The 24302-nt window shown below is 67.7% G+C and carries 26 protein-coding genes; 10 read left to right on the top strand and 16 right to left on the bottom strand.

Features of this window, described 5'->3' with window-relative positions:
- Positions 1–82 precede the first annotated feature (82 nt).
- Positions 83–1384: a PKD domain-containing protein gene (locus P1K88_RS05925; RefSeq protein WP_276413309.1), complete on the bottom strand. Its 1302-nt coding sequence runs from the start codon at positions 1382–1384 to the stop codon at positions 83–85.
- Between the two features lie 145 nt (positions 1385–1529).
- On the opposite strand from P1K88_RS05925, the gene P1K88_RS05920 reads away from it, so the two are divergent.
- Both P1K88_RS05920 and P1K88_RS05915 read left to right on the top strand, forming a co-directional pair.
- Positions 1530–2306: a DUF7093 family protein gene (locus P1K88_RS05920; RefSeq protein ID WP_276413307.1), complete on the top strand. Its 777-nt coding sequence runs from the start codon at positions 1530–1532 to the stop codon at positions 2304–2306.
- A 38-nt stretch (positions 2307–2344) separates the two neighbouring features.
- Complete coding sequence (locus P1K88_RS05915) at positions 2345–2737, top strand: DUF5611 family protein (RefSeq protein ID WP_276413306.1); 393 nt, start codon at positions 2345–2347, stop codon at positions 2735–2737.
- 201 nt (positions 2738–2938) lie between these two features.
- Here P1K88_RS05915 and P1K88_RS05910 read toward each other — a convergent pair whose 3' ends face one another.
- The 3 genes from P1K88_RS05910 to P1K88_RS05900 form a co-directional block, all read right to left on the bottom strand.
- Complete coding sequence (locus P1K88_RS05910) at positions 2939–3712, bottom strand: ABC transporter permease (RefSeq protein WP_276414119.1); 774 nt, start codon at positions 3710–3712, stop codon at positions 2939–2941.
- A 98-nt stretch (positions 3713–3810) separates the two neighbouring features.
- Positions 3811–4755 carry an ABC transporter ATP-binding protein gene (locus P1K88_RS05905; RefSeq protein WP_276413304.1) on the bottom strand — a complete coding sequence of 315 codons (945 nt, stop codon included), beginning with the start codon at positions 4753–4755 and terminating at the stop codon, positions 3811–3813.
- An 89-nt stretch (positions 4756–4844) separates the two neighbouring features.
- Positions 4845–5204: a cell division protein SepF gene (locus tag P1K88_RS05900; protein WP_276413302.1), complete on the bottom strand. Its 360-nt coding sequence runs from the start codon at positions 5202–5204 to the stop codon at positions 4845–4847.
- A gap of 459 nt (positions 5205–5663) precedes the next feature.
- Here P1K88_RS05900 and P1K88_RS05895 point away from each other — a divergent pair, with 459 nt between their 5' ends.
- Positions 5664–6134 carry a hypothetical protein gene (locus tag P1K88_RS05895; protein WP_276413300.1) on the top strand — a complete coding sequence of 157 codons (471 nt, stop codon included), beginning with the start codon at positions 5664–5666 and terminating at the stop codon, positions 6132–6134.
- Positions 6135–6159: 25 nt separating this feature from the next.
- Here the strand turns inward: P1K88_RS05895 and P1K88_RS05890 are convergent, their stop codons facing one another.
- Both P1K88_RS05890 and P1K88_RS05885 read right to left on the bottom strand, forming a co-directional pair.
- Positions 6160–7998, bottom strand: coding sequence for a ribosome biogenesis/translation initiation ATPase RLI (locus P1K88_RS05890; protein WP_276413298.1), 1839 nt, complete (start codon positions 7996–7998; stop codon positions 6160–6162).
- A 2-nt stretch (positions 7999–8000) separates the two neighbouring features.
- Positions 8001–8297 carry an EMC6-like membrane protein gene (locus P1K88_RS05885; RefSeq protein ID WP_276413297.1) on the bottom strand — a complete coding sequence of 99 codons (297 nt, stop codon included), beginning with the start codon at positions 8295–8297 and terminating at the stop codon, positions 8001–8003.
- Positions 8298–8424: 127 nt separating this feature from the next.
- Here P1K88_RS05885 and P1K88_RS05880 point away from each other — a divergent pair, with 127 nt between their 5' ends.
- From P1K88_RS05880 to P1K88_RS05870, 3 genes are all read left to right on the top strand, one after another.
- A complete protein-coding gene (locus tag P1K88_RS05880; RefSeq protein ID WP_276413296.1) occupies positions 8425–8688 on the top strand; it encodes a helix-turn-helix domain-containing protein in 264 nt (87 codons plus the stop codon).
- 108 nt (positions 8689–8796) lie between these two features.
- On the top strand, positions 8797–10014 hold the full coding sequence (locus P1K88_RS05875) for a molybdopterin molybdotransferase MoeA (protein ID WP_276413294.1): 1218 nt from the start codon (positions 8797–8799) through the stop codon (positions 10012–10014).
- Positions 10011–11861 (top strand): molybdopterin biosynthesis protein, encoded by a 1851-nt coding sequence (locus P1K88_RS05870; RefSeq protein WP_276413293.1) that lies wholly within the window; start codon positions 10011–10013, stop codon positions 11859–11861. Before P1K88_RS05875 ends, P1K88_RS05870 begins: the two co-directional genes overlap by 4 nt.
- On the opposite strand, the gene moaA is transcribed toward P1K88_RS05870, so the two are convergent.
- Positions 11862–12947 carry a GTP 3',8-cyclase MoaA gene (moaA, locus tag P1K88_RS05865; RefSeq protein ID WP_276413292.1) on the bottom strand — a complete coding sequence of 362 codons (1086 nt, stop codon included), beginning with the start codon at positions 12945–12947 and terminating at the stop codon, positions 11862–11864. It abuts the gene before it with no gap.
- Between the two features lie 72 nt (positions 12948–13019).
- Positions 13020–13721 carry a TOBE domain-containing protein gene (locus tag P1K88_RS05860; protein WP_276413290.1) on the bottom strand — a complete coding sequence of 234 codons (702 nt, stop codon included), beginning with the start codon at positions 13719–13721 and terminating at the stop codon, positions 13020–13022.
- Positions 13722–13996: 275 nt separating this feature from the next.
- Between P1K88_RS05860 and P1K88_RS05855 the strand changes: the two genes are divergently transcribed.
- Positions 13997–15940, top strand: coding sequence for an aldehyde ferredoxin oxidoreductase family protein (locus P1K88_RS05855; protein ID WP_276413289.1), 1944 nt, complete (start codon positions 13997–13999; stop codon positions 15938–15940).
- 76 nt (positions 15941–16016) lie between these two features.
- A complete protein-coding gene (locus tag P1K88_RS05850) occupies positions 16017–16379 on the top strand; it encodes a DUF8159 domain-containing protein (RefSeq protein ID WP_276413287.1) in 363 nt (120 codons plus the stop codon).
- Here the strand turns inward: P1K88_RS05850 and P1K88_RS05845 are convergent.
- From P1K88_RS05845 to P1K88_RS05835, 3 genes are read right to left on the bottom strand one after another with little or no spacing between them, the layout of a single operon-like run.
- Positions 16369–16731, bottom strand: coding sequence for a DUF8048 family protein (locus tag P1K88_RS05845; RefSeq protein WP_276413285.1), 363 nt, complete (start codon positions 16729–16731; stop codon positions 16369–16371). The genes P1K88_RS05850 and P1K88_RS05845 overlap by 11 nt on opposite strands.
- Positions 16732–16737: 6 nt before the next feature.
- A complete protein-coding gene (locus P1K88_RS05840; RefSeq protein ID WP_276413283.1) occupies positions 16738–16992 on the bottom strand; it encodes a MoaD-like domain-containing protein in 255 nt (84 codons plus the stop codon).
- Between the two features lie 52 nt (positions 16993–17044).
- Positions 17045–17413 carry a DUF7971 family protein gene (locus tag P1K88_RS05835; protein ID WP_276413281.1) on the bottom strand — a complete coding sequence of 123 codons (369 nt, stop codon included), beginning with the start codon at positions 17411–17413 and terminating at the stop codon, positions 17045–17047.
- A gap of 91 nt (positions 17414–17504) precedes the next feature.
- Here P1K88_RS05835 and P1K88_RS05830 point away from each other — a divergent pair, with 91 nt between their 5' ends.
- Positions 17505–17900 carry a pterin cluster protein gene (locus P1K88_RS05830; protein ID WP_276413280.1) on the top strand — a complete coding sequence of 132 codons (396 nt, stop codon included), beginning with the start codon at positions 17505–17507 and terminating at the stop codon, positions 17898–17900.
- On the opposite strand, the gene P1K88_RS05825 is transcribed toward P1K88_RS05830, so the two are convergent.
- Together P1K88_RS05825 and P1K88_RS05820 are read right to left on the bottom strand one after the other, a co-directional pair.
- Positions 17897–18172, bottom strand: coding sequence for a ubiquitin-like small modifier protein 1 (locus tag P1K88_RS05825; protein ID WP_276413278.1), 276 nt, complete (start codon positions 18170–18172; stop codon positions 17897–17899). The genes P1K88_RS05830 and P1K88_RS05825 overlap by 4 nt on opposite strands.
- Before the next feature lie 373 nt (positions 18173–18545).
- Entirely contained in the window at positions 18546–20423 is a 1878-nt protein-coding gene (locus tag P1K88_RS05820; protein ID WP_276413276.1) for a PINc/VapC family ATPase, read from the bottom strand.
- Positions 20424–20572: 149 nt separating this feature from the next.
- Between P1K88_RS05820 and P1K88_RS05815 the strand changes: the two genes are divergently transcribed.
- The gene (locus P1K88_RS05815) at positions 20573–21646 is read left to right on the top strand and encodes a M20 family metallopeptidase (protein WP_276413275.1); all 1074 of its coding nucleotides are present in this window, start codon (positions 20573–20575) and stop codon (positions 21644–21646) included.
- A 10-nt stretch (positions 21647–21656) separates the two neighbouring features.
- On the opposite strand, the gene P1K88_RS05810 is transcribed toward P1K88_RS05815, so the two are convergent.
- From P1K88_RS05810 to P1K88_RS05800, 3 genes are all read right to left on the bottom strand, one after another.
- Positions 21657–22409, bottom strand: a complete 753-nt coding sequence (locus P1K88_RS05810) for a GNAT family N-acetyltransferase (RefSeq protein ID WP_276413273.1) — start codon at positions 22407–22409, stop codon at positions 21657–21659.
- 57 nt (positions 22410–22466) lie between these two features.
- Positions 22467–23630, bottom strand: a complete 1164-nt coding sequence (locus P1K88_RS05805) for a M24 family metallopeptidase (RefSeq protein ID WP_276413272.1) — start codon at positions 23628–23630, stop codon at positions 22467–22469.
- 450 nt (positions 23631–24080) lie between these two features.
- A complete protein-coding gene (locus P1K88_RS05800) occupies positions 24081–24266 on the bottom strand; it encodes a hypothetical protein (RefSeq protein WP_276276472.1) in 186 nt (61 codons plus the stop codon).
- Between the last annotated feature and the right edge of the window lie 36 nt (positions 24267–24302).

The raw sequence follows: 24302 nt of genomic DNA, 5'->3' as shown, positions 1-24302 counted from the left end.
CAACGACGATAGTAGCACATTTAGAAACATAGAGGGGGAGATGTCGTCATCAAAGAGCTCGAAGAAGACGGTTCCTGAAGCGTTAGAAGTACGACCCGCCGGAGAAACCGCCCCAGGAGAAGCCGCTGCCTCCACCACCGGAGTCGTTGGAACCACTATCATCGGAGGAATCACCACTGTCACTAGAGCCAGTATCGCTGGAACCACCAGTAGATCCACCGTAACCACCGTATGACCAGCCACCGCCGCTGTCGTCAGAGCTGGAATCATCGTCACTGCTACTATCATCATCGCTGGGGCTGCTCGTCACGTCAGCCATCGTGGTTCCGGATTCGCTCTCATAAGAGCCGCCATTTGAACTGGACGATCCTGCTGAGTAACTGGTATAGTCGTCATTCCCACCAGACGAGGATTCATCATCTCCAGTAGAGTCCTTGTCTCCATCATCATTCTTCTCGTTCTCTTTTTCCGTATTTTCGAGGATGGCCTGGCTTTTCGCCGCATCGATTACGTCAGCGTCCAGCCCCTCCCCGTGGACCTGGTATTCACTCGTGTCGACGAGTTCGGAGACGTCCATCTTCCCCATGACGGTTTGGACCTGGATACCCGGTTCACCGTTGGCGTTAACGACTTTCTCCACGCCCGTGGCGGGGTTCTTCAGGGTAGCGTCGTTGAGGCAGTTATTCGACCAGAAGTGACAGTCGTCGCTGTTGCCATCCCCACCGTTGCCCGTGTCGCCTGCCCGCGTGTACACGGTGACCTCGTGGGTCGTGGCGTTACGCCGACCGGCGCTGTCGTAGACGACGGCACGTACCGGGACCGGCCCGGTAGCCGTGTACGTCCGTTCGAGGGTGACCGTCGCGCTGCCCCCGGCGAGGGAATCGCGCTGTGCGACCCGGCCGTCGAGGACCCAGGCGAGCGAGGAGAGGTCGGCGTCGCCGGCGTCGACGTCGGCCGTGAGCGTCGCCGAGCGGTTCCGGACCACCGTGGTCGGGCCCGAGAGCGTGACCGAGGGGTCGGTGCCGGCCTGGACGTCGACGAAGAGCGTGTCCGAACGGGTCGCGCCGTCGTCGTCGGTGACGTTCAGGGTGACGGTGTAGCGGCCCGTCGTCGCGGGCTGGAACTGTGTCTCCCGGCAGGTCGGGCAGTCGGGGCGCGTGGTCGTCCCGTCGGGGGTCTCGATAGTCCAGCGGACGCCGGCGATGGCGCCGTCGGGGTCCCGCGACCCGTTGGCGTCGAGGTGGACCGTCGCGTCGGGGCCGACCGTCTGGTCGAGGCCCGCGTCGGCCAGCGGCGGCGCGTTGTTCGTGGCCGCCGCCGCACCGACGAACAGACCACCGACACAGAGGACCAGCACCGCACACGCCGTCAGGGTCCGGGGCATCGGTCGAGTGTCGGCTCCCCTTCGGTTATAAAATTTCACTTCTCCAGTTATTAATTAATCCCCCGAATATTTGAATCACTCCGGCCGAGGATCCGACCGTCCAGACAGACAGGGTTTAAGTACGTCACGGTGGGAAGAACTGACAATGGGTCTCAAATGCTCCGTCTTCGGGCACAAGTACGGCGAGGCCACCGTCGAGCGCGACCGTGAGGAACAGGGCAGCGAAGTCGTCATCACCATCCGTGAGGAGGAGACGTGCGAGCGGTGTGGCAACACGCGGGTCGTCTCCGAGAACAAGGAAGTGACGTCGATAGAGACGCCCGCCGACATCGCCGGTGACGTCGTGGAAGCACAGACAGCGGCGAACGACGCGGACGAGGAAACAGACACCGAAGCAGAGAACGACGAGGCCGTGACGCCGGTCTTCGAAGAGGAGCGTGGCGGGGAGGGCGTCGGCCCGGTCGACCCGTCGGCCGAGGACGCCGAAATCATGGACGACAGCGACGACGGCGTCGCGAGCGGCGACGCCGAACTCGACGCGCCGACCACGGACGTCGACGTGCCCGACGCGGAGAGCGACGTGACCGCCGAGACCGAACCCGGGGAAGACGACGGCGTCATCATCGACGGGGACGACGAGGAGTCGACCGGCGACGACCGCGCGCCGGGCGAGTGGCCCGAGGAACCGGGGGACGACGAGGACGACTGGAAGCCCGAGACGGTGCTCGGCGACGACACCGACGAGGCGGCCGAGGAGCCAGACGTCGAACCGGTCACCAAGAGCGCCGTGACCGTCCCGGAGGGGGAGTTCTACTGCGAGGAGTGTGGGTTCTCGACCCCCGTCGAGTCCTCGTCGCTCCGTGAGGGCGACTTCTGTCCGGAGTGTCACAAAGGTGCGCTGGTCCATACCGCCGGCGAGTGAACGCAAAGGGTAAGACGGGCGCTCGCAAAACCACGCCCATGCGAGAGTACAAAATGCGTCGGGGCGAGCATCTCGAAGACCGCGTCCCGGACATGGAGGCGTTCGTCGAGGAGTACTTCGGGGAGATCACCGACACCGAGGACTACGAGGGGAACGACCTCCATGTCGTCGACGAACCGAAAAATCCCGTGTTCGAACGCGTCGTGGCCGGCACCGTCGGCTACGGGAGCAAGAAGGACAAGCTCGCACTCCACATCGACGAGAAGCCCGCCGAGCAGGTCATCGCCGAGGGGCACGTCGACGCCGCCGAAGACGCCGTCGCGGCGAAAAACGACTTCCTCGAGGAGGCGACCGGCCGCGACGCGAAGGCCCGGCGTGACTCCCTGAAGCGGGCCGTCGAGGACGACCCCGACGCGCCCGACAACGTCTGATACGGGCCATCTTTTCACTCCTCAGCACGCGAAAACCCGCCAAGTGTAAATACTCTGCGTGACATATTCTCACACACGCCCCGTCCGGAGGCGCACACAAGTATCCGGACCGCGAGCACCGCTCGTGGGGCACCTGTCATAGTTTGTCCGCCCGCCGGAGCGGACCCATTCCGGCATTCACCACGTCCGTTCGTTCGGTTCTCAGTCCACCAGGCCGTAGCCGCGCTTGACCAGCGCGATGTCGACGGCGACGACGAGGACGGTCAGGCCGGAGAGCACCGCGAGCGAGAGATTCGGCGCCACGTCGGTGGTCTGGGGGATGACGCCGTAGCGGACGCCGTTGACCATGTAGACCATCGGGTTCAGCAGGGTGACCTGTCGCCAGATACCCGAGAGGGCGTCGAGCGGATAGAAGACGGCCCCGAAGAACACCAGCGGGCGGATGATGAACTGATTCATCACGGTCAGGTAGTCGAAGTCGCTGGCCCAGAGACCGCCGATGACGCCAAAGCCCGCAAAGAGCGTCGGGATGACGAGCATGAACGCCACGAGGTAAAACGGGTTGGCGACCGAGACGGGGGTGAAGATCATCCCGACGCCCCAGATGATACAGCCGACGACGACGCCGCGCAGCGCCGACGCCGAGACGTACGCGAGCACCATTTCCGTGTGCGAGAGCGGCGAGGTCAGCACCTCGTGGATGTACTCGTTCCAGCGCCCGTGGAAGATCGAGAAGGAGGCGTTCTCGAAGGCGTTGGAGATGGTCCCCAGGACCACCAGGCCGGGCAGGATGAACCGGACGTAGCCCGCGCCGCCGAAGGCGTCCGGGTCGCCGCCGCTGATGCGCTCGCCGAGCACGACGCCGAAGACGGTGAAGTACAAGACGTTAGTTATCATCGGCGGCAGGAACGTGTTCCGGGGCCGGCGGACGTACCGGAGGATCTCGCGGTGCAGCAGCGTCCAGAGGCCGACCATGCGTGCTCGAGGGCCGGTGGGTGCGCCCTCGGACTCGCTCTCGCCGGCGAGCGGCGTGGTGCCGCCGTCGGTGCCGACCACCTCGTCGCCATCGGAACTCACGCCGACACCTCCTGGTACTCCCGTTCGTCGCGGGTCATGTTGACGAACACCTCTTCGAGGGAGGCCCGGCGGATGTCCAGGGACGTGACGGTGTGGCCCTCGCGTTCGAGCGCCCGCATGAGTGCTGGCGCGGTCTGGCTGCCGCCCATCGCGGTCACGCTGAGCCCCTCGTCGGTAACCGCGACGTCGGTGACGCCCTCGACGTCGAGGCGGGGCGCGGTCCGGGGCGGGTCCGCCAGACCGAGTTCGATGGTGTCGGTCCCGCGTGACATCAGTTCGTCCGGCGTGGCGACGTCGACCTTCCGTCCGTCGTCCATGATGGCGACGCGGTCACAGAGGCGTTCGGCCTCCTCGATGTAGTGGGTCGTCAGCAGGATGGTCGTCCCCGAGTCGTTCATCCGGTTGATGATGTCCCAGAGGTCGTGGCGCAACTGGACGTCGACGCCGGCGGTCGGCTCGTCGAGGATGAGCAGGTCCGGGTCCGAGACCAGCGCCCGCGCGAGGACGAAGCGCCGCTTCATCCCGCCCGAGAGCCAGTCGAAACGGGTGTCGCGTTTGTCCCAGATGCCGACGGTCTGCAGTGCCTCCTCGGCCCGCTGTCGGGCCTCGCGGCGTCCGATGCCGTGGTAGCCCGCCTTGTGTTCGAGGACCTCGATGATGGGGAAGAATCGGTCGACGTTGAACTCCTGGGGGGCCAGGCCGATGCGGTCGCGGGCCTCGCGGTAGTCGGCCTCGACGTCGAACCCGAAGACCTCCGCGGCCCCGCCGTCGCTGTGGGCCAGACCGACGAGCGTGTTGATGAACGTCGTCTTGCCGGCCCCGTTGGGACCGAGCAGGCCGAAGAACTCGCCTCGCTCGACGGTCAGGTCCAGGCCGTCGAGGGCCGTCACGTCGCCGTAGCGTTTCACCAACTCCCGGGCACGGATGGCGGGCGCTGTCATTGTCATCTGCAGTGGACCGAGACCGAAAAGCACGTTGAAACGGCCCGGCTCGCGGGGCGACGGGCCGACCCGTCTACGCCGAGGTCCGATTACTGGCCGAGCCGGTCGCGGGCGATGGCGACGCCGGCCGGCGTGATGATGAGCTGGTCGTCGTCCTTCTGGACGATGTCGCCGCCCACCTCGTTTGCGACCTGCTTGAGTTCGTCGCTGATGTGTTCCATCGTCCGGTCGGTCGTCGAGTGGCGGACGATGTCGGCGATGACGATGTCACCGTCGTAGACGGCGTCCTTGATTTCGATGACGTCTTGCTTGTCGCTGATGCGGGCGATGCGGACCCGGCGTTCGGCCTCGGCGGTCGTCAGATCGTAGGCGTCGGCGTTCAGTTCGACGTAGTCCTCGGTCTTCCGGGAGGATCCCGAGCCGCCGAGAATCTTGCTCATCAGTCCCATGTCACGTAGGGCGTTCGCAGGTGGTTTAGGTCTTACGTCAGACTCCACCTTTTTCTTCGTTGGGTGGCCTCGCTTCGCTCGGCCACCACGCCTCGAAAAACGTGGGCGAAAAAGGCCGGCCGCTCACTTCGTTCGCGGCCGTGAAACGGTGCTCGCTTCGCTCGCACCGTACGCTTGCGTACCGCCTCTCTTCAGTGTACATACGGGCCTTTTTCGGGAATTTGGAATGATCTTAGATCCAAGGGTGGACCGCCCGAGAACCACGGAATGAGAGTTAAACGAACCGAGAATTTCGCCAGAAGACACTTGCTCACACCAACAATAGCAGTGCTACAATGCCTACTCGGGACTGGAACCGGCGCTCGAGACTCCGCCTCGGAAGTACCGTCTGTTTCGGTGGTGTTTCCGGTTGCACGGGGGGGCAACGAAGGACGGACAGAAACAGCGACGTCCGAGACGGTGACCAGCCACGCACCGACGGAGACGACTACACCGGCATCGACCACCGCAAACTGGGACGAAGCAAGCCCGGAAGAACTTCTCCCGACTCCGGGAAACGGATGGGAGCAAACATCGACAGAGGAAGCAGCATTCTCGAACCTCGGTTTTAGAGAGGGTGTGCAAGCCGAGTACACCGATACAGATGACCTTCGTGTGAGAGTCCTCATCGTCGTCCCCATAGTCAACTCTCCGTCGGAACAGGCACAGTACTTTGCAGGAGACGGCTGGCAGGTGGCACTCGGCTTCAATAAGTTCGCGATTGCCGCGAGTACGGGAACGAAGCAACGGACAGCAACGACTCCAGAGACACCCGTAGGAATGGATACGACGCCGATACCGGACACAAAGAGTGACATAGAGGCACTTCTCGCACGGTCGCCCGCACTCTCTCTGTCCCATATCCGAGAACACGACGTCGGCCCGTCCTGAGGAGTCCGAAGGCGCGGGTTGTTCCTCAGTCCCGGTCGGGCGCGTAGTAATACTCGCCGGCGTTCTTCTGCTTGCGGTCGAGTTGCGATCCCGGCTTGTTGATGCGCGGGCGGGACGTGCGCTCGTCGCGGCGGAAGGTGATGTCGAGGTTCTCTAAGAACTCGTTCATCCCCTCGCGCATCCCCTGTGGCGGGGTGGCTCGCCCGTGCTTCGCGGGTTCGCCCTCGAAGACGAGCAGGCGGTCGGCCAGCAGGTCGATCATGTAGATGTCGTGGTCGATGACCAGCGCCGTGGCGTCGTGGTTCTCGGCGTAGCGCCGGATGGCCGACGTGGCCAGCACCCGTTGTTCGACGTCGAGGTGGGCGGAAGGTTCGTCCAGCAGGTAGAGGTCGGCGTCCTTCGAGAGACACGCCGCGATGGCGACGCGCTGGCGCTCCCCGCCCGAGAGGTCCGTGAGGTTCTGTTCCATCACGGCGTCCAGTTGCAGGGGCTGGGCGATCTCGGTGGTCCAGTAGGAGCTGCCGAAGTCGTCGGTGATCGTCGAGAGAAACGCGTCGACGCGCATCCCCTGGTCGATGTCGATGTACTGGGGCTTGTAGGCGATGTCGAGGTCCGCGTCGACGGCGCCACTGGAGGGTTCGAGGCGGCCCGCGAGCATCTTCGCGAACGTCGACTTCCCGATGCCGTTCGGCCCGACGACGCCCAGCACCTCGCTCTCGCGGATGGTCCCGGCCTCGACGGACAGCGAGAACTCGTCCTCGCCGTAGCTCTTCTCTAAGTCGGGGTACTCGATGACGACGTCGCCGGTCGAGGCGCTCCGCGGGGCGTGTTCCTCGAACTCGATCTCGGTCTGGCGGATGCGCATGTTCTCGTTCTCGAGGTACCCCGAGAGGTACTCGTTGATGCCGTTCTTCGTCGACTTGGGCGGCGTGATGATACCGAACGCGCCCGGGCGACCGTAGGCGACGTTGATGTTGTCGGCAAGCAGGTCGAGGATGGCGAGGTCGTGCTCGACGACGAGCATCGAGCGGTCGCCGTCCTCGGCGAGGTCGCGGATGAGACGCGCGGCGGTCATCCGCTGGCCGATGTCCAGGTAGGGCGTGATCTCGTCTAAGAAGTAGAAGTCGGCGTCCCGTGCGAGCGTGGCCACGAGCGCGACCCGCTGGAGTTCGCCGCCCGAGAGGTCGTCGATGTGGTTGTCGACGACGGGAGCGATGCCCGTGCGTTCGACGAGGTCGTCGAGCGCACCGCGCTCGTCGGTCCGTTCGAGCAGTTCGCGTGCTTTCCCGTCGAACTGATCGGGGATGCGGTCGACGTACTGGGGCTTTCGGGCCACGGTCACGTCGCCGTCGCGCAACTCTTCGAGGTAGTCCTGCAGGGCGGTCCCGCGGTACTGGTCGAGAATCTCGTCCCAGCCCGGTTCCTCGCCGTAGCGGCCCAGGTTCGGGGCCATCTCGTCGGCGAGGATCTGGACCGCGGTGGTCTTCCCGATGCCGTTCGGGCCGAGGATGCCCGTGACCTGGCCCTCCGAGGGGGCCGGCAGGCCGTACAGCGCGAAGGCGTTCTCCCCGTAGCGGTGGACCGGCTCGTCTTCCAGCTCCTGGGGGAGGTTGATGATCTCGATCGCGTCGAACGGGCACTTGTTGACGCAGATGCCACAGGTCTCGCCGAGACAGATCTCCTCGGAGATGCGGACCTGGTCGGGTTTCCCCTCGAACTCCTCGTCGTCCTCGTAAGTGTCGCCGCGCTTGACGATGCACTCTTTCCCGCTGCGGTTGGGCGGGCAGTAGTTCATACACTCGTAGTTACAGCGGTCGGGCTGGCACCTGTCGAGGTCGACGACGGCGATGCTGTCGTCCGCCATGGTTACACCCCTGTCGTCAGCAGGATGCCCCACGTGACGAACCACAGCGAGAAGGTCATGAACGCGATGTAGAGGATGTCCTTCGTCGAGAGGTCCGCCTGGTCGATGCCGACGAGGCGCAGAATCGGGAACTGCACCAGGACGGCCGCCGCGAGCACGAGCACCCCCGTCGTGTCGGTGGCACCGCTCGCGAAGGCGTTCGACCCGAACGCCGCGGCGATGCCCGCGACCGCTGTCAGCGTCGTGACAGTGAGCCCGCGCATGTGCGAGCTCATGCCGTCCGCCGTGTCCGTAGCCATACCCCACCTTCGTCTACCCTCCACCAAAAGGGGCGCGGTTCGCCGAGACGCGCTCGCCGGCCGCGAGGGCCTGCCAGCCGACGCAACTCCTCAATCTTTAAGCATCCCGCGCCTCTGGGTCAACGTGATGACAGAGTCCGATGGGGAAGCCATAGCGGACCTTCCTCCGAGCGCGAAACTCGTGTACAAGGTGCTGGAGTACGACGGGCCGCTCACCCAGAAGGGGATCGTAGAGGAGTCGATGCTCTCCGCGCGGACCGTCCGCTACGCGCTCGAACGCTTAGACGAGGTCGGGGTCGTCGAAGAGGACGTCTACTTCGCCGACGCGCGACAGAACCTCTATGAGATAACGGACCAGCCCGCCGAAGCGGACGCGCCGGTTTCTGACTGACGCAGCTTCCCCGTTCGAGGGTCGTCGTGGGCCAGCCACAGGGCTCCCGGGACCGACGCCGTCGTGGGCACGCGGAGGTTTTTGGTCGACAGGGACCTACGGACCCCCATGAGCGACGAGGGCCGGCGGACACACGGCTTCAGACGGCGGACGCCACTCGAGACGGCGAGGGAACGGCTCCTCGAGGTGGTGACGCCACACGGGCGGACCGAACGGGTATCGCTCCGGGACGCCGACGAGCGCGTCCTGGCGACAGAGGCCGTCGCCGAGCGGCCGGTCCCCCACTACCGGCGGGCGGCGATGGACGGCTACGCGGTCCGGGCCGAGGACACCTTCGGCGCGAGCGACCGCTCGCCAGCGCAGTTGCGGGTCGGGGAGACGGTCGGCCCGGAGACGGCGACCCGCGTCCACACGGGGAGCGAACTGCCCGCGGGCGCCGACGCCGTGGTGATGGTCGAGGAGACCGAGACGCGCGGCGAGTCGCTGACGGTGTTCGACGCGGTGGCCGGCGGGGAGAACGTCGCCCCCGTCGGCGAGGACGTCACGGCGGGCGAGGCGCTCTACGCGGCGGGCCACCGGTTGCGCCCCTCCGACCTCGGCCTGCTGAAGTCAGTCGGGAACGAGACCGTCGCGGTGTACGAGCGCCCGAGGGTGAGCGTGGTTCCGACCGGCGAGGAGCTGGTCGAGGCCGACCCGGCGCCCGGCGAGGTGACCGAGACCAACGGGCAGACCGTCGCCCACTACGTCGAGCGGTGGGGCGGCGAGGCGACGTACCGCGACATCGTCACCGACGACGAGGCGGCCCTGCGCGCGGCCGTCGAGCGCGACCTGGACCACGACGTCGTGGTGACGACCGGCGGGTCGTCGGTGGGCGAGCGCGACCTCGTCCCGGAGGTCGTCGACGACCTGGGGGAGGTGCTGGTCCACGGCGTCGCGCTCAAGCCCGGCCACCCGGTCGCCCTGGGGGTCGTCGAGGAGACGCCCGTGCTGATGCTGCCGGGCTACCCCGTGGCGTGTATCGTCAACGCCGTCCAGTTCCTCCGGCCGACGCTCCGCGAGGTCGGCCACCTGCCACACACCGGACCGCCGACGGTCGAGGCGGAACTGACCCGGAAAATCGTCAGCGACCCCGGAACCCGGACGTTCGCCAGGGTCCAGCTCGACCGCGACAGCGAGACGGCCACCGCGACGCCGACACGGGCCAGCGGGTCGGGGGTCCTCTCGAGCGTGGCGCTGGCCGACGGCTGGGTCGTCGTCCCCGAGCGACTGGAGGGACTGGACGCCGGCGACACCGTCGCCGTCGAGGACTGGGAGTGGTCGCGGTGAGCGAGCGCCGCGAGTTCCGCGACCTCGCGCCGCCCGCGGAGGCCCGCGAGGTACTGGCCGGTCTGGACCTGACGCCCGATCCCCAACACGTTCCGCTGGCCGAGGCCCGCGGCCGGGTTCTCGCCGAGCGAATCGACGCCGAACTCGACGTCCCGGGCTTCGACCGCGCGAGCATGGACGGCTACGCGGTCCGCGCGGCCGACACCTTCGGCGCCGACGAGGCCGACCCCGTAACGCTACCGCTCGCCGGGGCGGTCCACGCCGGCGAGGAACCCGACGTGACCGTCGAGGCGGGGACCGTCGCCGAGATATCCACCGGCGCCGTGATGCCCCCGGGTGCCGACGCCGTCGTGATGGTCGAGCGGACGACAGAGGCCGAGGAGGGCATCGAGGTCCGGACCGCCGTCGCGCCCGGGGACAACGTGATGCTCGCCGGCGCCGACATCGCTGCCGGCGCCCGGGCGCTCGGGCCGGGCACGACCGTCACGCCCCGCGAGATCGGGCTGCTCTCGGCGCTGGGCGTCGACGCGGTGCCCGTCCGGGGCCGCCCGACGGTCGGCATCGTCTCGACGGGCGACGAGCTGGTTCGGCCCGGCGACTCGCTGGACAGCGCCGCCGGCCAGATATTCGACGTGAACAGTTACACGCTCGCGGCCGCCGTCGAGGACGCTGGCGGCGACTCCGTCCTCTACCCGCACGCGGGCGACGACTACGACGAGATGGAGCGCCTGCTCCACGAGGCCGCAGACGAGTGTGACCTCGTGCTCTCCTCGGGGTCGACCAGCGCCAGCGCCGTCGACGTCATCTACCGGGTCATCGAGGACCGGGGCGACCTGCTGTTGCACGGCGTGGCGGTCAAGCCCGGCAAGCCGATGCTCGTCGGCACCGTCGGCGACGCGGCCTACGTCGGACTCCCGGGCTACCCCATCTCGGCGCTGACCATCTTCCGGGAGTTCGTCGCCCCCATCGTCCGAGACGCGGCCGATGTCGACGAACCGGCCACCGCGACGGTCACCGGGGCGATGGCCGTCACCGAGCGCTACGGCGAGGGGCGCCTGCGGTTCATGCCGGTCGGTCTCGTCGAGGACGGCGCCGGCGACCTGCTGGTGTACCCGGTCGACAAGGGCAGCGGCGCGACGACCAGCCTCGTCGACGCCGACGGCACCGTCGCCGTCCCGCCGGGGACGGACATCCTGGAGGCGGGCGAGGCCGTCGAGGTGACGCTGTTCTCGCCCGGCGTACGGCCCCCGACGCTGCTTGGCGTCGGCGAGGACGACCCGACGCTCTCGGCGCTGCTCGACGACGTCGAGCGGCCCCGGTACCTCCCCGTTGGGACCACAGAGGGCCTGCGGCGCCTCGGGGGCGGCACGCCGGACGTCGCGGTGGCCGCCGGCCCGGCCGACCCGCCGACCGACGCCCTGGACATCGGGGGCTGGGAGCGAGACTGGGGACTGGTGGTGGCAGACGCCGACGCGGTGGGCGGCCTGGCGGCGCTGGTCGACGGCGACGCGAGCTTCGTCAACCGCGGGACCGGGTCCGGCCTCCGGCAGAGTTTCGACGACGCGCTCGGGGCCCTGGCCGCAGAACGCGGCGTCGACCGCCACGCGCTCACAGAGTCTATCGCGGGGTACGGACTGACGATGAGGGCCCACGAGAGCCCCGCCCGGAAGGTCGCGGCCGGACAGGCCGACGCGGGGCTCGGCCTCCGTGCGACAGCCGAGCAGCTGGGCCTCGAGTTCGTCCCGCTCGGGACCCAGGAGGTCACGGTGTACGCGGATCCCGACCGGACGGAGAAAGCGGGCGTCCGGGCGCTAGAGCGAGCGATTGTGTCTCTCGAGGACGCGTAGTCAGTCGTCCCCGGTGTACTCGTAGGGCGTCCGGTCGCCCTCGCTGTCCTGGTAGGCCTCGTTGAACGTCCAGTCGCCCGCCTCGTCTTCGACCATGTACTCGCCGTAGTAGGGGACCCGCTCGTCGACCGTCTTCTCGAAGGCCGCGCGCATCTGGGCCTTCGTCTCGCCGATGTCGACCAGGTCGTCGTTGCGGTTCAGACAGCCCTTGAGGTACCCGTCGTGAGTGAGCCGGACCCGGTGGCAGTTCGCGCAGAACTCCGCGTTGCCGACGGGGTCGACGATCTCGACCATCCCGACGTCGCTCGCGCCCGGGTCGGTCCGGACGCCGCCGTCGGCGGCCGCCATCGACGTGCTGGCGGCCGCGTCCTCGACTTCGGCGGCCTCGCTCCGGACGAAGTAGCGCTTGCGGTCGTGCATCTCGCGGGTCTCGACGTAGTCGGCCCGGTCCGCGAGCCAGTCGTGGACGCGCTGGATGTCGATGGCCCACTCGGGGTGGCCCGCCAGCTCGGGCATGTACTCGATGAGCTGGAGCTGGAGGCCGCGGTTCTCGGCGACGTGATCGACCATCCGGGGGACGTATCCCGCGGTCGGCTCGAAGACGACCATGTTGAGCTTGACCGGGGCGAGCCCGGCGTCCAGCGCGGCCTCGACCCCCTCGAGGACGCGCTCGTAGGCCCCGCTGTTGGTCAGCGCCGCGAAGTCCTCGGCGTCCAGAGCGTCCTGTGAGACGTTGACCCGTTCGAGGCCGGCGTCGACCAGACCGGTCGCCCGCCCGGGGAGGAAGGTCCCGTTGGTCGTCATCGACACCGCCATCCCGTCGGGCGTGCGCCGGACGAGTTCCTCGAGGTCGTCCCGAAGCATCGGCTCGCCGCCGGTGAACTTCACCGCTTCGACGCCGTACTCCGAACAGACCTCGAGGAAAGCGACGACCCGGTCGGTGGAGAGCTCGTCGTCCTGCGGGTCCAGCGGCCCGCGCGTGTCACCCAGCCCCTCGTTGTGGCAGTAGACGCAGTCGAAGTTACACCGGTCGGTGAGTGACACCCGGACGCCTGTCACCTCCCGGCCGAAGTCGTCCTCGAGCATATACTGCCATACGTTGACGCTCCCCGGATTTAAAGGGTGGTTTTTTCGCACACCTGACACCGACAGCGCGCCTCAGCCGGTCGTCAGCGCCCGGGTCGCCGTCGCCTTGAACGAGGCCACGACGCCGTCGCCCGGCCCCAGGCCCATCCGGTCGAGGCTCTCGTGGGTCAACAGGGCCACCAGGGGCGACTCGGCGCCGACGTCGACGGTCACGCGCCCGATTGCGGTGCCGCGCCCGACGTCCACGACCGTCCCCTCGAACCGGTTGCGGGCGCTGGTCGCGCTGGCGGCCGGCACGTCCGCGGGGTCGTGCAGCGTCACCGCGTCCGAGTGGACGCTGACCTGGACGGCGGCCCCGACCGCGACGGTCTCGCGCCGGTCGACCAGCCGGGCCCGCAGGTGGCCGGCCGCGGTGTCGACGACGCCCAGTTCACCCTCGCGCTCGGTCACGGTCCCGGCGAGGACGGTCTCCTCGGCGCTGGTCGTGCTCGCCAGTGCCGCCTGGAGCCGGGCGAACCGGGCCAGGAGCCGCCTCGCCGCCGCCGTCAGGTCGCTGCCGCCGCCGGTCTCGCCGCCGCGGTGCCGGTCGACCAGCGGGCCGAAGGCGTCCTCGAGGCGCTGGATGCGGTCCAGCGCCCGCGCCCGCGAGCGCCCCAGGTCCTCGCTGGCGCCGCTGACCGTGCCGGTCCGGTCGATGGCACGCAACAGGGCCGCGTCGGCAGCGGTGAAGGCCACGCCCTCGGCCTGGAGCTGTGCGTCGACGCTGGCGTCCATACCATCTCTCGGTCCCGGCCGGGCAAAACGGTTGTCACCAATCCCGCAACCGATGTATCATCTTCGATACAGAGCCGTCGAGGATACCCGGAGCGAGGGACCGCCCGTCGGTCATCGTGCCCGACCGTGCGACCGAATCAGTCCGTTCGAGCCGTCTGCCGGCGAGACAGGTCCGGCCGGCACGCGATCGGTCGCGGCCGGCCGGGAGTCGATGATATCAGATTCTAGTACAAATCGTTAAGTGGATACAAACCGCCGGTCTAGGATAGATATTCATGACTGACCTCGGCGGCTTCCAAGACCACATCGCCCGAATAGACCTCGGAGAGGGGGAGGTGTCCTACGAGGGCATCGACGACGAGGACGCGAAGAAGTACATCGGTGCCCGGGGGCTGGGTGTGAAGTACGTCTTCGACCAGGGTCCGGACGTCGACCCACTGGGCCCGGACAACCTGCTCGCGTTCATGAACGGCCCGCTCACAGGGACTCAGGTGACCATGAGCGGCCGTATCGCCATCTGTACCAAGTCACCCATCGAGGGACAGGTCACAGACTCCCACCACGGTGGCTGGTCGGGCGCACGCCTGAAGTGGGCCGGGTTCGACGGCCTGCTGTTCGAGGGACAGTCCGACCACCCCGTCTACGCCGTCGTCGAGGACGGCGAGGTCGAACTGCGCGACGCCTCCCACATGTGGGGCTGGGGCGTCCACGACACCATCGACGAGATCGAAGACGAGATCGAGGGCTCCTACGGCAAGAACCTCTCGACGATGGCCATCGGCCAGGCCGGCGAGAACGAGGTCAAGTACGCCTGCATCGTCAACGAGGACGACCGGGCGTCGGGCCGTGGCGGGACCGGCTGTGTGATGGGCAACAAGAAGCTGAAAGCCGTGGTCGTGAAGTCGCCGACCCGGATGCCGAAACCGAAGGACAAGGAGACGTTCCAGGAGGGCCACAAGCAGGCCATGCAGGTCATCCAGGAGTCCGACATCACCGGCCCCAACGAGGGTGGCCTCTCGGTGTACGGTACCAACGTCCTGATGAACGTCACCGAGGAGATGGACGGACTGCCGACGAAGAACGCCAAGTACTCCTCGACCCGGGCGATGTCCGAGGCGGAGGGCGACGGCGAGCGCATCATCGACTCCGAGGACGTATCGGGCGAGAACGTCCGGGAGAACATCCTCGTCGACGAGCCGACCTGTCACTCCTGTCCGGTCGCCTGCAAGAAGGAAGTCGAGGTCCAGACGATGCACAAGGGCGAGGAGCTGAACGTCCGCACCGAGTCCTACGAGTACGAGTCCGCGTGGGCGCTGGGCCCGAACTCCGGCCACGTCGAGCGCGACAAGATCGCCGTGATGCTCGAACGGTGCAACGACGTGGGCGTCGACACCATCGACGTGGGCAACACGATGGCGATGGCCATGGAGATGACCGAGCAGGGCAAGCTCGACGGGCTCGGTGAGGGCATGGACTGGGGCGACGCCGACACGATGATCGACATGATCGACGCCATCGCCGAGCGCGACGGCGAGCTCGCCGACCACCTCGCCGAGGGCCCGAACCACCTCGGCGAGGAGTTCGACGCCCACGACAACTCGCTGGCGGTCAAGGGCCAGACGATGGCCGCCTACGACCCCCGCTGCATGAAGGGGATGGCCATCGGCTACGCGACCTCGAACCGCGGCGCGTGCCACCTCCGTGGGTACACGCCGGCCGCCGAGATCCTGGGCGTTCCGGAGAAGGTCGACCCGCGCGAGTGGGAAGGCAAAGGCGAACTGTGTGCCCTCTTCCAGGACCTGCACGCCATCAGCGACTCCTTCGACATCTGCAAGTTCAACGCCTTCGCCGAGGGTATCGAGGAGTACGTCCTGCAGTACAACGGCATGACCGGCATGGAGGTCACCGAGGACGAGCTGATGGAGGCCGGCGAGCGCATCTACAACCTCGAACGCTACTACAACAACCTCGCGGGCTTCGACGGCAGCGACGACGACCTGCCGGGCCGGTTCGTCGAGGGTCACGAGGACGCCATCCCCGCACAGGGCGGCTCCGAGGGCGAACTCGCCGAGCTGGACAAGCTGAAAGGGGAGTACTACGACGTCCGCGGCTGGGAGGACGGCGTCGTGCCCGACGAGAAGCTCGACGAGCTGGGCATCGACATCGGCCCCGGCACCGGCGTCAGCGCCGGCGGCGCGGCCGCCCCGAGCGACGACTGAAGCGAGGCATCGACCGCAGGGAGATGCCTCGAACCGGAACGGTGAACGTAGTGAGCCGTGGAGGAGACCGTCACCGATGCACAAGGAGGATTTCGACGATTTCGAGTTCCAGGTGGAGTCGCGACTGACCAGCCACGGCGTCTACGTCCAGACGTTCACCGAGCGCACCGGCGACGAGACCTACGAGGTCGCCTACGAGTCCATCGCCGCCCAGCCGGGGTCGGTCCCCCACCGCGAGATCGGCCGGGTGATCAACGTCCTCCGGGACCTCCACGCCGACGACTGGACTGGCCACGACGTCGAGGCAACCGTGCTCGACCTGGACGGCGAGGTTCGGGGCTACTGGTACGTCGACGCCGAGTGGTTCGACCGCCTGCACAACGGCGACCTCTCGGAGACGGACTTCTCGGAGAAGGTACTCGAGACGCTCAGCGTGTAGCCGAGACGGCCACGACCTCGCGAACCTCGAGCGTCGACTCGAACTCCGACTCCCGGTCGAGTCGGCGGCCGTCGCGGGTGAACTGCGCCTCGTGAGCGCGCCGGACGGCGTCGGCCTCCCGGCGGTCGAAGCCAAGCTCCTCGCCGACCCGCTCCCAGAACCCCGTCTCGACGCAGTAGAAGTCGGCGTCGCGGGCGCCCTCGATGCGCTCGTAGGCCCGCTCGTAGGCCTCGAGGTTGGCGACCACGTGGTCCTGGGCCCGCTCGACGAGGCCGTCGACGCGGTGGAGGGCGACGCTCGCGCGGGCGCCCGCAGCAAGGAGCAGTTGCCCCTCGATAGGATGGTCGGCCACCGGCGCTCACCCGCCCGCGCGCATAGCCTTCTGGGCGAACCGCTCGATGAGCGGGTCCAGCGTCTCCGCCTCACCCTCGAAGACGACCGTCACCTCGTTCAACTGCAAAGACGGGCCGACGCTGACCTTCTCGGCGGAGAGCTGGGCCGTCCAGCCGTCCCCGGCGACGGTCGTCTCGTCCTGTTTCTCGCCGCCGCAGTTCTCGAGGTAGCCGACGGCGGCCCGTATCGAGATACCGCGCCAGCTCCGTTCACGTCGCATCGGTGGTCGTAGGGACCCCCGCGGCTAAACCCTGTGGGTGTCGTGTATCCGCTCATCCAGGCCGGATGCCGTCGTCGACGATACGGGCGTTGCGCTCGCGGTTGATTCGGTCGGCCAGGTCGGCGTGGTCGTATATCTGCTGGATGACCGACGCCACGAGGTCTCGCCAGACCATCGCGTAGATGGGTGATTGCCCCCACGCCCGCAGTTCCACGACGTACTCGTCGTAGGCCTCCCAGCGGTCCTCGAAGTACTCGATGAGGTCGACCACGCCGGCCGCAGGATCGTCGCTGTCGAGCACGGCGTTGATGTCGTTCTCCCACCCGTCGACGGCGCGCTGGATGTCCCGTTTCGCGTCCGCGCCGTCCTCGGGCAGCGAGTCGACGATAGGGCCCGGGATGGCCAGTTCGATGTCGTCCATACCCTCGCGACGGGCCGGACCCAATTAAAGCCAGCCCCGGACGAACATGTTCGGCCCCACGTTGTTGGTGCTTGCGACCTTAGATGGCGGCATGAGCAGGCAACTTCGCGAGCAGGAGACAGCCGCCGAGCGGACCGTCGAGGTCCGGTGTACGGGTCACGTCAGAGCCGCCGTCGGGGAACCGCACATGGAGTACACGTTCGACGGGCGAACGCTCGGGGACTTCCTCGAGGTGTTCTGTGGGACCTACGACGTGGCCGACCTCCTCATCGCCGAGACGGAGTCCGAGGCCTCGACGGACGGCTGGGCACCGGAGCTGGTCGACCTGCCGGGGACGTGGGCGAAGAACCCCGAAGGCGAACAGACCCGGTGTTACGCCCGCGTGACGGTCAACGGGCAGTTCAACGAACTGCTCGACGGCCTCGACACGACGCTCGAGGAGGGCGACCGTGTCGGCCTGCTCTACCCCTTTATCTTCTGTTGCTAGCCGCCCGCGACCGGCGGAAAGACGCTGAGCTCGTCGCCGTCCGCGAGTGTCGTCTCGAGCCCCTCGATGTGTTCGATGTCCTGGCCGTTGCGCAGAATCGTCAGGTACTGGCGCAGCTGACCGTCGGCCTCGAACAGTTCCATCTCCGGGAACTCCTCGGGGAGCGACCGGAGGATGTCGCCGGCCGTCGCCTCGTCGTCGAACTCGCGGTGGATCACCTTCTGGCCGACGGTCTCCCGGAAGTTCGCGAAGAAGCGGAGCTCGATTTCCATATCGGTCATCTAGCGGGTCGGCGATATAAATGTGAACGGGGGACGTATGCGAGGGGTGCTGACGACGACACGACGGTGATCGTGTTCTACCACCTTTTTCGTCGTCGGGTGTGCTCGCGGTGCTCGCACACCGCTCCTCGAAAAACGTGGGCGAAAAAGCGGGACCTCACGCTGTTCGGTCCCGGGAACCGACTCGCTACGCTCGTCGGATGCCCTTCAGGACGGCACGACGGTGATCGTGTTCTACCACCTTTTTCGTCGTCGGGTGTGCTCGCGGTGCTCGCACACCGCTCCTCGAAAAACGTGGGCGAAAAAGCGGGACCTCACGCTATTCGGTCCCGGGAACCGACTCGCTACGCTCGTCGGATGCCCTTCAGGACGGCACGACGGTGATCGTGTTCCCGCGGTCGATTGCCCGCTCCAGTTCCTCCGCGATACCCGACCCGCGCGAGACCTGTATCTCGCCGCCACGGGAGACCGTCGCAGTGAACAGGTACTCGCCGTCGGCCTGCACCTCGACGGTGTCGCCGGCGTGCCCGTCAAGCGGGACGATGATGTGTCGCGACGTGACCTCGGGCTGGACGATCTCGCCCTGTTTGCCGCCGCTGTCGGTCTGTGGCCCGCCGGAGGGGCCGGTCGGGCGCTCCTCGAAGGTCCGGACGTCGATGTCGATGCCCAGGCGGTTCTCGACGTCGGAGATGCGACCCCCGCCCTTGCCGATGACCTGCGAGATGTCGTCGTCCTCGACCCACACGACCGCCGTGTTGGGGCCGCGCAGTTCGACCTCGACGTGGCCGCGGGCGATCGAGCGGATCTCGCGTTCGACCTCCTGTTTCGCGAGGCGGTCGACGCCCGAGTCCTCGCCGTCGTCGTCCTCGTCAAGCGGGACGGTGACGACCTGGTTGTTGAAGGTGTAGATCTCGAAGGCCGGCGCGTCGGTCTCGAAGTCCTTGACCATGATGACCGGGCGGGCCAGGTCCTCCTCCATGAGGCCCGCGGGGACCTTGACCTCGGTCGTGACGTCGTAGACGGTGTGGACCTGGCCGGCCTCGATGTAGACGACGGTGTCGACGATCTGCGGGATGAGACCGAGTTCGACCCGGCCGATGAGTCGCTGGAGGGCGTCGATGGCGCGGGTCGCGTGGACGACCCCGACCATCCCGACGCCGGCCAGACGCATGTCCGCAAACACCTCGAAGTCGTCGGTCTTGCGGACCTCGTCGTAGATGGTGTAGTCGGGCCGGACCATCAGTAGCGCGTCGGCTGTCTTCGCCATCGACCCGTCGAGGGCGGTGTACTGGGTGACGTTCGGGCCGACCTGGAGGTCCCGTGGCTTCTCCATCGTCTTGACCGAGTAGTCGGCGTCGACGAGGAACTCCGCGACGGCCTGGGCGAACGTCGACTTCCCGGCCCCGGGCGACCCGGAGATGAGGACGCCACGCTGGCGTTCGGTAAAGCGGTCCCGCAGTTCGTCGGCGTACTCGTAGTCGTCGAGTTCGGTCTTGACGATGGGGCGGACCGCCGTGATCTCCAGGGCGTCGGCAAAGGGCGGCCGTGCGATGGCGATACGGAGGTCCCGGAACTGGATGATGGTCATCCCCGGTTCGTCCAGCTCGACGAAGCCGTCGGGCGAGCCGCGCGCCCCGTCCTCGATGTCGGCGGCGTAGGCCTGCAGTTCCGACTCCGTGGCCTCGTCGTCGCGAATCGGCTGGTAGTGCATGTCGCCGATGTCGCCCTTCTTCGCGAACGGGGCGACGCCGACCTTCAGGTGGACGCTCATCGTCGACTCGTCGAAGAAGTTCTCGATATCCAGGCGGTCGACCGAGCGCCCCCGGGGTTCGATGTACTCGACCTCCAGGCCCTTCGCGCGGGCCACCTCGGCCTGGACGTCGTCGCTGGTGACCAGCAGGGCGCCGCGGTCGCCGGCGATGTCCCGGATGAGCGCGTCGATCTCGCCCTCGCCGGCGTCGCGCTTCTCGATGGCGTCGGGCCGGCGGCCGACGTACTCGACCTCGATGGTGCCCTCGCCTGCGAGCTCGACCAGTCGCTGGAGTTCCTCGAGTCCCTCCCAGCCGGTCTGTCGGCCGTCGTTGGCCTGTGCTTCGAGTTCGCCGACGACGGCCTCGGGCATCACCACCGTCGCGCCGGCAAAGCCTTTGCCGCTCTCCGGCGAGTCCGGATCGGCGTCGGCCTCGACCTGTTCGGACACGCGGCCGTCGACGACCACGCTCGTGTCCGGTACAATTTCCATACCGTGGGTACGCGGCCGTCGATTGATAAGGATGTTCACCCGGCGCCGTCGGCGCGCAGTACGGCCTGGCGTTCGAGGGCCCGGTCCCGGACCAGGACTGACAGCACCGTTCCAGCAAGACACAAACCCACGGCCCCCGACCGACCGGTATGGACGTCGCCGACCTCGCGCGTGAACTGGTCGCGATACCGAGCCACGAGGACGAGACGGCCGCCGGCGACCACGTCGAGGCGTGGCTCCGGGCCGAGACAGCGGCCGACGTGACCCGTGACGACCACGGAAACGTCCTCGCTCGCAAGGGAGACGGCGAGACGTCGCTCGCGCTCGTCGGCCACCACGACGTCGTCCCGCCGGACGACTCGCAGGTAGCCGACGGCGAGTACGTCGTCGAGGAGCGCGACGGACGTCTGTACGGCCGGGGCGCCGCCGACATGAAGGGGTGTGTCGCCGCCGCGATGCTCGCCTTCAGGGACGCCGACCCGACCGAGGAACTGGTCTTTGCCTCCTTCGTCGACGAGGAGCAGGGCGGCCTGGGCTGTCAGGCGGCCATCGACGACGGGTTCGTCCCGGACTACGCCCTCGTCGGCGAGGGGTCGACGGGGTACTCGGGGCCGGGCGTGACAGACGTCGCCGTCGCACACAAGGGCCGGCGAGGCTCGACCATCGTCGCCGACGGCCTGCCCGCCCACGCCAGCGAACCCGAGGCGGGCGAGAACGCCATCTACCGCGCCACGGACGCCGTCGACGTGGTCCGCGAGCTCGCGTTCCCCGAGACGACGGTGCTGGGCCACGACCTGACGGGGAGCGTCGCGGTCACGGAGATCGACGGCGGGTCGGCGTGGAACGTCATCCCCGAGCGCTGCGAGGTGACCGTCGACGAGCGGACCGTCCCCGGCGAACGCGCGCCGCTGGAGCGCGTCGAAGTCATCGGTGGGATCACCTGGCAGGTCGACCAGGACCTCCCGCCGATGGCCTGTGCGGACGCTGCGTTCGCCGAGTTCGTGCTGGCCGCGGCCGCCGACGCCCAGGACGGGACGCCCGAGCAGGTCGTCAAGCCCCACGCGACGGACGCCGGGTGGCTCTCACAGGCGGGCACTGAGTGTGTCGTGGTCGGTGCGGCGGAACCGGGCGAGGCCCACACCGGCAACGAGAGCGTCTCTCTCGCGGTGCTGTCGCGGTGTTACGAGACGTACCTCGATGTCGCAGAGTCGTGGCGTCGGTGATCGAGGCGACTCACCCGGTCGGCTGGAAGTACCGGTACCTGACGACGGGTTCGAACCCCAGGTTCTCGTAGAGCGGTGCGACAGACGCCTCGGCCTGGACCACGCCCACCTCACAGCCATCGGCTCGGCCCGCACGGAGCAGCGCGCGGGTTGTCGCTTTGCCGATGCCGCGACCGCGGAACGGTTCGACGACGCCGACAGTGTAGATGCCGGCCACGTCGCCGGTCCGGACGAGGACGCCACTGGCGACGGGCCGACCGTCGACCCGGCCGACGTACAAGTCGGTGCCGTCGGCGGCCGCGACCGCCCGGTGGACCCGTTCGGCGACGCGTTCGTCCCTCCCGAAGACCGCCGTATAGACGGACACGAAGTCGGCGAAGTCGGCCGACCCCGACACCCCCGTGACGTCGACACGCCCCTCGTCGGCCGGCACGGCATCGAGCGAGCGGTACGCCAGGCCGAGTTCGGGTTCGTCGAGGAGCGCCAACCCGGCGTCGGCCTCCCGGACGCGCTCTTGCTCGCCTTCGGTCACACCCACCAGGAAGGGGACGTCGCGGGCACGCATCCACGCCACTGCGGCCGCGATGTCGTCGGGTGGCGCGTCGAACGCGAATATCTGGTTGTACACCGGGAGCGGGAGGCCGGCCGAGACGGCGAGTGCGGCCCCGTGCCGACGGGTCTCACCGCCCGAGACGTGGGCCGCGATGTGCTCGAAGGTCGTCGCCATGTTCGCGTTCGCCTCGGTCACGATATCGCGGGCCATAGGGACACCCATCGGTCGACGGACCATGATACCCCGGGACGAAGGCAGGTGCGCCGACTAGTCGTCGGTCGGGAGGACGTTCGCCTCGAATCCGCGCGGCGTCTCGGTGATGCGCTCGGCACCGTCGGCGGTCACGACCACGGTATCGGAGTGTCTGAACCCGCCCACGTCGGTGTACAGCGCCGGTTCGACGGCGTAGACGTCGCCCGCCCGTATCGTCGCGTCGCTCCCCCGGTCGAGGTACGGGGGTTCGTGGAGTTCCATCCCGAGGGCGTGGCCGCTGTGGTGTCGCGTGAACTCGAGGACCCCCCGCTCTTCGAAGTAGTCACGGGCCGTTCGCTCGACTGTCGCAACCGGAACGCCCGGTGCGATGCTATCGATCGCCGCAGACTGGGCCGCACACATTATCTCGAAGTACTCGCGTGCCCTGTCGTCCGGGTGGCCGACGAACATGGTCCGCTCGAGCTCGGCCTGGTAGCCCCCGATATCCACGACGACGCCGGTGATGAGCGAGTCGCCGGGTTCGAGCGGGTCGTTGGACGTGTAGGCGTGCGGTCGACCCGTCCGCTCGCCGCTCACGATGCCCGCGATGACGGGGCCGTCGAACCGCGTCCGTGCCTCGTAGTCGTCGCCGAGTTCGGCCGTCAGCGACTCGGTCCCCGCGGTCATCGCTCGCTCCGAGACGGTCAGCGGATTCGCGCCCGGACGGACGAGTCCGGCGAGGTGGTCGTGGACCCGGTCGGCCCACCGCGCCGATTCGCGTATCAGTTCCAGCTCGGCCGCGGACTTCTCGCGCCGGGCCTCCCGGACCCACGACTGCTCCCTGACGTCGACGAACTCGTCGAGCGAGGGGCCCTCGTATCCCATGACCGACGGCGGTGACCCGGCGTCGGCCGCGACCGACCCGACGCCGAGGCTGTCGAGCGTCTCGCGGACGGTCCCCATCGGGGACGCTGCCGGGTAATCGAAGTAGTGATGCACCGCGTCGACGTGCTCGACCGCACGTGCCCGCTCGACCTCCAGTCGGGGGACGACCAGCGCGACGGTCTCGGCGGTCACGACGAGCACCACCGGGCGTTCGGTGACGACGTGGGGGAACCCGGCGAGGTACTCGATGCTCGTCGCGTCGAACCAGACACCGGCGTCGACGCCTTCCTCGGCGATGCGCTCGCGGACGGTGTCGAGTCGCCGATCGCGGGCCGACGCCGGAAGACGGAACATGGGTCTCTGTTCGGAACTCGCGTATAAAAGCTACCGGACGCAGGTCGACTGCGTGACCGCCGGTTTCGGGGGGCTCCCCCTCTGGAATCGACCTTCCCGGACGGGTCTCTTTGCTGTGTCGCCCGACGCGTCCGCTCGTTCCTTCGTGTCGGTACCCCTGACCCCGTGGTTGCGAAAGCCGCTCCGGACGGACACCGGCAGCACAGTCGCGCGAATCTGGTCAGGGCGCCCGTCGGTAAATTTATCCTTCACGGTCCTAAATGAACGGGTGAGGGCGGGCCTCCGGCCCGAACAGTGCGTGAACGACCGAATCCATCACTCACCATGATCAAACCAACGTAAACGGCCCACGGCGCGGTGTACCGGCAGGAAAGTATCAGCCTCGACTGCGGCGGTTCCGCCCCCACGCCGTTTCTGGGTCCGGGGGAGGATTTTGGCGGTGCTGGTGCCCTAGAACTGCCGTTTCGGGTTGCTGATGTAGTCACACTCGTCGCACTCGAGCGTCCAGTCAGACAGGCGCGTATACCCGTCGCGTCTGTGCTGGGTCCGCCCGTCGACCCGGCGTTCGAAGTGTATCCAGTCGGTGCCACACCTGCTGCAGTCACCGGACCACTGTTCGGCCCAACCGTCACTCATAAGTGTGCAGTTACGCTGTAGACAGTTATCAGTACC

The organism is Haloarcula halobia (genome assembly GCF_029338255.1).
Lineage (GTDB): Archaea > Halobacteriota > Halobacteria > Halobacteriales > Haloarculaceae > Haloarcula > Haloarcula halobia.
Note: the sequence above shows the minus strand (reverse complement) of the source record. Positions and strands in the feature narration are given on the sequence as shown.